General features: G+C 57.5%; 9 protein-coding genes. 5 read left to right on the top strand and 4 right to left on the bottom strand.

The annotated features are described in order from the left end of the window. Window positions 1-190: 190 nt before the first annotated feature. Genes scpB through CIK74_RS17125 form a run of 3 tightly spaced genes read right to left on the bottom strand, consistent with a single transcriptional unit; the run spans window position 191 to window position 2,503 of the window. On the bottom strand, window positions 191-781 hold the full coding sequence (gene scpB, locus CIK74_RS17135) for an SMC-Scp complex subunit ScpB (protein WP_096257590.1): 591 nt from the start codon (window positions 779-781) through the stop codon (window positions 191-193). Next, window positions 774-1,646 carry a segregation/condensation protein A gene (locus tag CIK74_RS17130; RefSeq protein WP_096257588.1) on the bottom strand — a complete coding sequence of 291 codons (873 nt, stop codon included), beginning with the start codon at window positions 1,644-1,646 and terminating at the stop codon, window positions 774-776. Before CIK74_RS17130 ends, scpB begins: the two co-directional genes overlap by 8 nt. After that, window positions 1,646-2,503, bottom strand: coding sequence for a ParA family protein (locus CIK74_RS17125; RefSeq protein WP_170947937.1), 858 nt, complete (start codon window positions 2,501-2,503; stop codon window positions 1,646-1,648). The genes CIK74_RS17130 and CIK74_RS17125 overlap by 1 nt, the downstream gene beginning before the upstream one ends. Before the next feature lie 444 nt (window positions 2,504-2,947). Here CIK74_RS17125 and CIK74_RS17120 point away from each other — a divergent pair, with 444 nt between their 5' ends. The 4 genes from CIK74_RS17120 to CIK74_RS17110 all read left to right on the top strand — a co-directional run bounded on the left by CIK74_RS17120 (window position 2,948) and on the right by CIK74_RS17110 (window position 4,588). Continuing rightward, entirely contained in the window at window positions 2,948-3,235 is a 288-nt protein-coding gene (locus CIK74_RS17120) for a maleylpyruvate isomerase N-terminal domain-containing protein (RefSeq protein ID WP_096257584.1), read from the top strand. 138 nt (window positions 3,236-3,373) lie between these two features. Beyond that, on the top strand, window positions 3,374-3,532 hold the full coding sequence (locus CIK74_RS18850; RefSeq protein WP_170947928.1) for a hypothetical protein: 159 nt from the start codon (window positions 3,374-3,376) through the stop codon (window positions 3,530-3,532). Window positions 3,533-3,628: 96 nt separating this feature from the next. Further along, window positions 3,629-3,979 (top strand): VOC family protein, encoded by a 351-nt coding sequence (locus tag CIK74_RS17115; protein WP_096257582.1) that lies wholly within the window; start codon window positions 3,629-3,631, stop codon window positions 3,977-3,979. 153 nt (window positions 3,980-4,132) lie between these two features. Continuing rightward, complete coding sequence (locus CIK74_RS17110; protein ID WP_096257581.1) at window positions 4,133-4,588, top strand: hypothetical protein; 456 nt, start codon at window positions 4,133-4,135, stop codon at window positions 4,586-4,588. 218 nt (window positions 4,589-4,806) lie between these two features. Here the strand turns inward: CIK74_RS17110 and CIK74_RS17105 are convergent, their stop codons facing one another. Next, complete coding sequence (locus tag CIK74_RS17105; protein WP_096257702.1) at window positions 4,807-6,108, bottom strand: cation:dicarboxylase symporter family transporter; 1,302 nt, start codon at window positions 6,106-6,108, stop codon at window positions 4,807-4,809. 165 nt (window positions 6,109-6,273) lie between these two features. Here CIK74_RS17105 and CIK74_RS17100 point away from each other — a divergent pair, with 165 nt between their 5' ends. After that, the gene (locus CIK74_RS17100) at window positions 6,274-6,840 is read left to right on the top strand and encodes a hypothetical protein (RefSeq protein ID WP_096257579.1); all 567 of its coding nucleotides are present in this window, start codon (window positions 6,274-6,276) and stop codon (window positions 6,838-6,840) included. The last annotated feature ends 38 nt before the right edge of the window (window positions 6,841-6,878 follow it).

Genomic DNA, 6,878 nt, shown 5'->3' with positions numbered 1-6,878 from the left:
GGCTTATCGCCGTAGGACTTGTTGCCAGCGGATTTGCCGCCGAAGCTCTTGGGGCCACGCGAGTTGCGCGGTGCCGAGGAACCCTTGTTCATGGTTCGTAATTCCTTTGTCTGTTAAGTATCGCGGGCGCACCGCTTAAAAAGCGGAACGCATCTGGTGTCCGGTCGACATCCGTTTCATACGCGGATGCCTAGTCGTCGTAGGTTGCCGAATCGAGCGATTCAAGGTCGGCTACCCCGGGAAGATAAGGAGAAAGCGCCGGAAGGTCTTCCAACGCACTCAATCCCAGTCGTTCCAAGAAATACTCGGTTGTTTGGTACAGCGTCGCTCCGCCGTCGCCAATCTCCGGGTGTTCCGTGATCAACCCACGAGTCAGTAGCGTGCGCACTACAGAATCGACGTTGACACCTCGAATCGCCGAAATACGTCCACGCGAGACCGGCTGTCGGTAAGCGATGACAGCCAGAGTTTCTAGGGCGGCCTGTGAAAGGCGTGCTGTTTGCCCGTCGAGTACATAACTGGAGACGAAATCGGCGTAATCGGTCCGCGTGTAAAAGCGCCAGCCAGAGGCGACACGGCGCAGTTCAAATCCGCGCGGACGATCTTTACCATCATACTCGGTCGCGAGTTCTTCCAAAGTGGTGGCGATCCGGGCTATTGGAAGGTCGAAGATTTGGGCCAAACGTGCCGTAGATACGGGAGAATCGGCGACCATCAGCACCGCTTCAAGACCCGATTTGAGCCCTCCAGGCAGCTCGTCGATGGGTGCAATCTCACTCATGATCCCGCTCACCTGCGCTCCCCTCGTACTGATCCTGTACCTCGTGCACATCAAAGTCGCTCTCGCCTGCCAGAGAAACCTCTAGCCGTCCCAGCGGACTCTCCTGCGCAAACACGATTACCTTCTGTCTGAACATCTCCAACAATGCCAGAAAACGCACCACGACGACTAGCTGCTCATTGGTATCTGCGATCAACGCAACAAAATCCAAGGTGCCATGCTCGGTGAGCATGGCGGTCATCGTTGCCGCTTCCTCGCCAATGGTGACATTTGCACCGTGCAAGTGCGCCAATCCCACTTCGGTCACCGGTTCTGGTTTGGGCGCCAGTGCAGAAGCCGCAAGCTGCGCAAACTTCTCCGGTCCAATGTTGAATATCAGGTCCGGAAGCAGCGCTGCGAACTGCGGTTCCAGCGAAACCTCGCGTGGGTGGCGAGAGGATTCCTCGTGATACCGCTCGCCCAAAAATTGAGCCGCATGCTTGAACGCCTTGTATTGCAAGAGCCGAGCAAAAAGCAGGTCTCGCTCTTCAAGCAGTTCGAAGTCATCGGCATCGGCCATCTCCCCGCGCGGAAGCAGTCGAGATGCTTTAAGATCCAGCAAGGTGGAGGCAACAACCAAAAATTCGGTGGTTTCATCCAGCAGCTTCAGCCCGTCTCCGGTGCCTTGAAGCGCCTTCAAGTACGCGATGAACTCGTCGGTGACCTCGGCTAGGGCCACCTCGGTAATGTCCATTTCACGCTGGGTGATCAGGTGCAGTAAGACATCGAAGGGGCCGTTAAAATTCTCTAGTGCAAGGCGAAAACCGCCAGCCGTCTCATCCGTGGATGAATCGGTGGCGGTTTTTTCTGCGGCCTGCGCGCTCATTACGGGGCGCCACCGCGGAAGATCAGTTCCTTAGCCAAGTTGCGGTATGCCTCGGCGCCAGGGTGGTTACCGGCGTAGGTAGTAATTGGTTCTGCCGCCACGTTGGCATCGGCAAACTTGATGGTTCGCTTGATGACGGTTTCGAAAAGTTTGTCCCCGAAGGCTTCCTCTAGACGGGACATCACTTCGCGGCTGTGCAGGGTTCGAGCGTCGTACATGGTGGCTACCACGCCGTCGACCTCCAAAACCTGATTCAGTCGGTCCTTGACCTTGTCAATGGTTTCCATCAGTAGCGCCACAGCTCGCAGCGCGAAGAACTCCGCGGTCAGCGGGATAATCACGCCATGTGCGGCGGTTAGCGCGTTGACCGTCAGCAAGCCCAGCGATGGCTGGCAGTCGATAAGCACCACGTCGTAGTCGTCGATCACGTTGCGCAGTGCACGTTCCAGCGCCTGCTCGCGGGCTACCTCGTTGACCAGTTGAACCTCGGCGGCTGACAAATCGATATTGGCTGGCAACAGATCGATATTCTCGACGTCGGTGGTTCGGATCGCATCGGTGATCTGAACTTTACGATCCATGAGCACGTTGTAAACGGTCATATCCAGCTCGTGCGGGTTCATACCGAAACCGGCAGATAACGCGCCCTGTGGGTCAAAATCAACCAATAGCACCTTGCGACCGTACTCGGCGAGCGCCGCGGCGAGGTTGATGGTGGAGGTGGTTTTACCCACGCCACCCTTCTGGTTGACCATCGCGATCACGCGCGCCGGCCCGTGCGAAGGCAGGGGCTGCGGGGTCGGGAACTCGGTTAGCGGTTTACCTGTGGGGCCCAACGGACGAGGTTCCTTGAGCATTCCTGTGCCACGCTGCTTGCTTCCCTGCTGTTCGCTCACGATGGGTGAACCACGCTTCCCGTTCGGATCGGACGATGTACTTGATTTAAGGTTAACGGTTCGGCGTAATAATTCTTGTGTATAGGGCCGTTATACGGCGAGCCTTTACCTTGAACCTTAACTCAAATGTTGTAAGGGAGCTGGGCGTACTCTCGTGGTGCCAACGAATGAAGGATCCGCGAGGAATTCGCGGCCTCCGCGCCGATTCGACGATGCTCCCCCATGAACCGCTCGGCGGATCTCTGTGCCACTTTTGGTAACCATTCACACTACATCGAACGAAGCTCGTCGATGGCAGAACACCTGCCACAGGACGCTATATTCGATAAACGGCTGAGGGAAACGCTAGCGGTGGATTCCGCTCCCCGGTTCCCCAGCTGACCGTATCAAGCATTTGAAGGAATCATGAGCAATGCACAGCAGATAACGGTCGAACAGCTTGAGCACGCATTGTCCTCGGTCGCACGGCTCATTTTGGGGAATGAGCCCGCGCAATTCTCGGCACCCACCCCGTGCACGGATTGGACTTTGCATGATTTGGTGGCGCATCTGGTGGGCATGAACCTCGTCTTCGCCGCATTTATGACCGAGCAGTCGCCACCGCAGCGTACGACTGACGTCCTAGACGATGATCTGCTCGCTGCTTACCTCGATTCCTCTGCCCGGCTGCTCGCCACCTTCGAGCATCCCTGAGCGCTTAAACGAAGCTTTCAGAGCCCACTGGGTGCAGCCACCGGTCAGGAGCTGTTGCAGATTCGAATGTACGATCTGCTCGCACTTAGCTGGGATCTTGCCATAGCCACCGGCCAGCAACTAGAGCCGTAAGAAGCCATGGCAGAACAAGCCTTGCAGTTCGTTCAGCTTCAGCTCGCGGACCAGTCCAGAAACGGGCGCTTAGCCCCTACCCAGGCCATCGCGGATGATGCGCCCGCGATCGAAGAGCTCGTTGCATTCCTTGGCCGTCGCGTCGGAGAAATTCCAAGCTCGTAGTTGAGGAAACCGGTCTGCTCAAAAAGCTTGCAGCAGTCCAACTGCCGTGGTCGACTGGAACACAACATGCCGAACCCAGCAACAAAGGACAGGGCCATGATCAAAGGAATACTTGCCAATTGCACGGTAACCGATCTAGCGCGTGCCGAAGAGTGGTACACCATCTTGTTCGGGCGCAAACCGGATCAACGGCCCATGCCAGGCCTGCTTGAATGGCACCTAGGCAGAGGCTACGGCGTGCAAGTCTGGTCTGAACCTGACCGCGCCGGCAACTCAACCATTGTGCTCGACGAGTCCGACCTCGATGCCCAGGCCGCCCGGCTGCTCGAGGTCGGAGTTGCGCATCAGGGTCCGCAATTAGGTGGGGGTGCGCATATCCTACAGTTGGCGGATCCCGATGGAAATCGCGTCGTGCTCGCCGGAGCACTAGTTATTCCGCTGCCCTAAACTCCGCGGGAGGACAGGCAACTTACCCCAGTCGAGCTAACCCGATAATCTCAGAGAGGCAGAGCAGCGAGAAAATCAGTGCAGCGTGGATCGAATTTTTATTTCAAGGTTCAACTACTTCATAGTAATGTCTGCGCTTGAAACACTGATGGAATGAGAAAATCACTCGCACCCATCGCTCTTGCGCTCACCGTAATGCTCGTCGGATGCTCCAATACACCTACGGCTACCGATCAACCCGCGGAGAAAACCAACGCACAAGTCGTACAGGAAGCGAAACCGGCGGACCTGACTGGGCACTGGAAACAGGTAAACTCCCAAAGCGACGATGCCTTCCAAAGTGCCACCGTCACCGATGACACGATCACCATAGATTGGGTGACCAATAATGGTGATACAAAGTCCGTGTATTGGGTTGGCACTTTTAAATCTCCTACCGAAGCTGCGGAGTCGTACGTCTGGACTTCGAAACGGGATAAAGGAGCTACCGATAGCGCGTTGCTGGCTTCGACTTCGGACAATAAAGAATTCACATTCAGCGACGAACAGATCAGCTACGAAGCCGGCATTATGGGCACCACTACAACGGTTCGCCTTGCCAAGGACTAGTTCTAGGAGCTGACCCCAAGATTGGTTCGCCATGGCGTCCCAACTGAGCCTAGGAAAACGTCAGCTACGCAATGCCGGCGATTGCCTTGTGTGCGGTCCTTGCCAATGGGCCAAGCCAATGACCGTTAGATCGACCTAGTTTCCCAACATAAACACGAAAGTCCGCGGACCCTCCAGTGGAGGAACCGCGGACTTTTGATTTTTAGAGTGCGCCTAGATTAGTGGGCGTCTGGATCCATCGACTGCTCGTCGAACGGACGCTCGCCGGACAGCACGGCACGGGCCTGCTCCATATCGATCTCCTTGGTCCACTTGCCAATTAGCAAGGTGGCCACGGCGTTGCCGGTGAAGTTGGTCAGCGCACGAGCCTCGGACATGAACTTATCGATACCCACGATAACGCCCATACCGCCGAGCAGTTCCGGACGGTGAGCCTGCAGGCCGGCTGCCAGGGTTGCCAGGCCGGCACCGGTGACACCGGCAGCCCCCTTGGAAGCGATGATCATGAACAGCAACAGGCCGATCTGTTGGCCGAGGTTCATCGGCATGTTCATAGCGGTGGAAACGAACAGCGCCGACATGGTCAGGTAGATGGCGGTGCCATCAAGGTTGAACGAGTAACCGGTTGGCACGGTGATGCCCACCACTGGCTTGGAGACGCCGGCGTGCTCCATCTTCGCGATCAGGCGTGGCAGCGCCGACTCGGACGAAGAGGTAGAGAAGATCAGCAGGTATTCGCGGGCCAGGTACTTCAGCAACGCGAAGATGTTCAGCCCGGTCACCAGGCGCAGCATGGTTCCGAGAATGACCACGATAAATACTGCACAGGTAGCGTAGAAGGCGCCCATCAGAATCGCCATGGAACCGATGGCTGCCCAACCGGTGGCGCCAACCACTGCGGCGATGGCACCGAAAGCGCCAACCGGCGCGATCCACATGATCATCATCATGATTCGGAAAACAACCTGCTGAATGCTCTTGACGGCGTTCAGCACCGGCTCGCCGGACTTGCCCATCGATTGCAAAGCGAAACCGACGATCAGCGCGAGGACCAGGGTTGGCAAGACCGGCAGATCGCCGGGGATCAGTTCAAGCAGGAACGCGACGGTGGCGTTTTCTTCACCTGCGCCACCTGCTTCGTAAGGCTTGAGCTCAAGGCCTTCACCCGGGTGGATCAAGTTACCCACCAGCAGGCCGATGGCCAGGGCGAAGGTAGACATCGTCATGAAGTACAGCAGCGCCAAGCCGCCCACCTTGCCGACCGTAGCCGCTTTGGCAATCGAGCCAATGCCAAGGACAATGGTGCAGAAGATCACCGGGGCGATGATCATCTTGATCAGCGCGACGAAGCCGGTGCCCAGCGGCTTAAGCGCCTTGCCGAGTTCAGGGAAGATCAGGCCAACGGCCGCGCCGAGGATCACCGCGGCGATCACCATGATGTATAGCCAGTGAGTGCGGTCTTTTTTCTTGACCGGCGTCTGCGACTCCGGGTTCTGCGGGACTTGTTCTGTGACAGCCATGGTGAATCCAGCCTTCATATGCCGAGGGGCCAGCTGGACTGCATTGTCAGGCTGGCGCGTAAGATCGTTCTTGTTCAATGGTGCGCGCTCGGGTGATGTGCATCTCTATTGCGTTCATATTGTTCACACAGCAAAACTTTAACGTTCGATCACGGAGCCAAGTTCATGGCCAGCGACCAGCACGATAGTGCCGCAGCCAACGCACCGGTCCCGTTGACCCGCGACGGCTGGTCATTTGCCGCCCGTATTTTTGCCGCACAAATGCTGCTGGTCATCGTGGTGATCGTTTGGCTTGGCATCGCTTCCTATCAGCACGTGGCCCGAGTGGCCCTGGACGTACGGCAATCAACGGTTGCCACCGTGTCCACTACCTTGGCCAACGACCCCTTCGTGGCCAACGCCCTGCAAGAAGATGACCCCAGCGCCAGCCTGCAGCCCTATACCCAGGACATTTTGAGCCACGCGCAAACCATTGATTTCATCACCATCATGACCCCGGACCTGTTGCGTGTGACCCACCCCAACCCGGCGCAACTGGGTAAGCCCTATTCCGGGTCCACCGCAGAAGCCCTGAGCGGTGAGGTCTTCTCCGAGCAGGCGGTCGGCACCCTAGGACGCTCGGTACGAACCATCGCCCCGGTCTACGCGAAGGACGGGAAGATCGTGGGCATGGTCGCCACCGGCATCACGCTGGAAAGTCTGCAGGTGCTTTACCGCGAAGAGCTGCCGTAAATCCTGCTGGTCTCACTGTTTGCGCTGCTGCTGGCCGG

The sequence above is a fragment of the Glutamicibacter sp. BW77 genome (assembly GCF_002332285.1).
In the GTDB taxonomy this organism is placed as follows: Bacteria; Actinomycetota; Actinomycetes; order Actinomycetales; family Micrococcaceae; genus Glutamicibacter; species Glutamicibacter bergerei.
Note: the sequence above shows the minus strand (reverse complement) of the source record. Positions and strands in the feature narration are given on the sequence as shown.